We start from the raw sequence: 2,114 nt of genomic DNA, 5'->3' as shown, positions 1-2,114 counted from the left end.
ATTGTATATTATGACAAAAAAGAGGTGTTTATTTGATTTTTTTGTTGTTTTGGCAATTTTATAGAATAATTGAATTGACAAAAAAGATTTTTGTACAATATGAAACTCATGTGCATGAGATCTTATGAGTATATGCACTACATCTCGATTTTAAATTACTCGATTTTGAATTAAAGGAAACAAGAATGGAACATCGTGCAGTCTTAGAGACTGAAAGCAATTTAGTTATTACATTGGTTGCTGATATTGTTGCTGCCTACGTGAGTAATAATTCTATTCGACCGACTGAAGTGCCAAGTTTAATTGCTGATGTCCATGCTGCTTTTCGTAAAGCGGGGAATCTAGAGTTAACAGAGGTTGAAGCTGAAAAACAAAGGCCTGCCGTTAATCCAAAGCGTTCAGTATTTCCTGATTATCTTATTTGTCTTGAAGATGGAAAGAAGTTTAAATCTCTCAAACGTCATCTCATGACACATTATGGAATGTTGCCAGAGGAATATCGTGAAAAATGGCAGTTAGATAGCTCTTATCCTATGGTAGCGCCTAATTATGCAAAAACACGATCAGCCTTAGCCAAAGAAATGGGTCTTGGACGCAAAAGCAAACGGAAAAAGGTTAAATAATTATATTTTGCGAAAAAAGAGTTTCTGTATAAATTGATATATAAAGTTGCTTTTTAAAGTATCGTTTTTTGTGTGTCATAATTTTTAGAAAGGGAATTATATATAGCTTTCGTTACGAATCCGTTTGATCATTGATTTCAAACCATTGGATCGCTGTGGTGTAAGATTTTCATTTAAACCAAGTTTTTCAAAGAGATCTTGCGCGTCAGAATTGCGAATTTCAGAAGCTTTTTTTCCTGAATAAAAAGCAAGAAGAATATAAATGAGTCCACGCACAATATGGGCATCGGAATCGCCTTGAAACGTTAATATTGGGTCTTCTGAATTATTACGTGACGATAAAAGCCATACTTGGCTGACACAGCCGGGAACTTTGTGACTATCGTTTCGAGCACTTTCCGGAAAAGGTGGCAATTCATAGCCAAGCTCAATAACATAACGATAACGATCTTCCCAATTATCCAAAAGCGAAAAGTTCTCTATAATATTATCGATTGTTTCCGCCATTATCTTAGTCCTGTTTCCTTTTAATAATCATGTTGAATATATTTATTGATAGATAAATATTTATTTTCCTAACATAATAAATATGAAGAATATTAAAAATTCTTATTTCAAGATAACATTGTATGATTTTGTAAGAATTCTTGTATTTCTATTTTATGAGAAGCATTAGGTGAAATCTCTATATTATTTTTGTTCCCTAATATATGCCCTAAGTATTCATAAGCAGCTCTTGCACCGTAATATGCACGTTCGCCAAGTAAACTTAAAAAAGACTTTCCTACTTTGCAGGTTTCTTTATTACGGTCACAAAATGTTCCTAAGTCATTTAAAGCTTCCTTAAACGCAGTAATTACATCACTCGTTGTTGTCTCATTATTTTTTTGGTTAGAAAAATGATCACTGCTTGGATTTACTACAAAAAATGAAATAATGACAAAAATAAAAAACAAAAAAAATGATAACTTGATTAAAAAACGTATCATGGGCAATTAATGTACCGAAGGGGTAAATACAATAAAAGGAGTATTTTATACACTGCTTCTTTATAAAAAATTTATAAAATAAGCTTTTTTAAAATTGAGTATTCATTTATTGGACCTGTATCATTGGCTTTTTTATAAATATGATACAAAGCCACTATATAAAATGGTATACATTATCGATTCGGTAAAGAATTAACACCAAAATTATACAAAAAATAAGAAACATAATCATTCATCAGGGATAGAAGTATACGGCCCACATTTACAGCCTTTTATCCCACAAGGAAATATAGCGATAAGATAAGAACTAAAAATATAGATGCATCTCCTATGATTCTATCTCAAGTCGAGACTTTTTCTATAACATTATAAACATCAATTTAATTGATACTTATAAAAATTATTGGATATGAATAGAAGAAATTTATGCCAAAATGTAATACTATTAAGAGATAACCGTTCTTACCCAACCATTTACGGATAAGTAACCCTCTCCATGTAA

General features: G+C 31.2%; 3 protein-coding genes. 1 reads left to right on the top strand and 2 read right to left on the bottom strand.

Going from position 1 to position 2,114, the window contains the following annotated elements:
• Positions 1–185: 185 nt before the first annotated feature.
• Positions 186–623 (top strand): Ros/MucR family transcriptional regulator, encoded by a 438-nt coding sequence (locus BN338_RS06680; protein WP_039760295.1) that lies wholly within the window; start codon positions 186–188, stop codon positions 621–623.
• 96 nt (positions 624–719) lie between these two features.
• Here BN338_RS06680 and BN338_RS06675 read toward each other — a convergent pair whose 3' ends face one another.
• Both BN338_RS06675 and BN338_RS06670 read right to left on the bottom strand, forming a co-directional pair.
• Entirely contained in the window at positions 720–1,130 is a 411-nt protein-coding gene (locus BN338_RS06675; protein WP_039760292.1) for a SufE family protein, read from the bottom strand.
• Positions 1,131–1,237: 107 nt separating this feature from the next.
• Positions 1,238–1,612 (bottom strand): DUF5330 domain-containing protein, encoded by a 375-nt coding sequence (locus tag BN338_RS06670; protein ID WP_039760289.1) that lies wholly within the window; start codon positions 1,610–1,612, stop codon positions 1,238–1,240.
• Positions 1,613–2,114 lie beyond the last annotated feature (502 nt).

The organism is Bartonella queenslandensis AUST/NH15, from assembly GCF_000312585.1.
Classification (GTDB): Bacteria; Pseudomonadota; Alphaproteobacteria; order Rhizobiales; family Rhizobiaceae; genus Bartonella; species Bartonella queenslandensis_A.
Note: the sequence above shows the minus strand (reverse complement) of the source record. Positions and strands in the feature narration are given on the sequence as shown.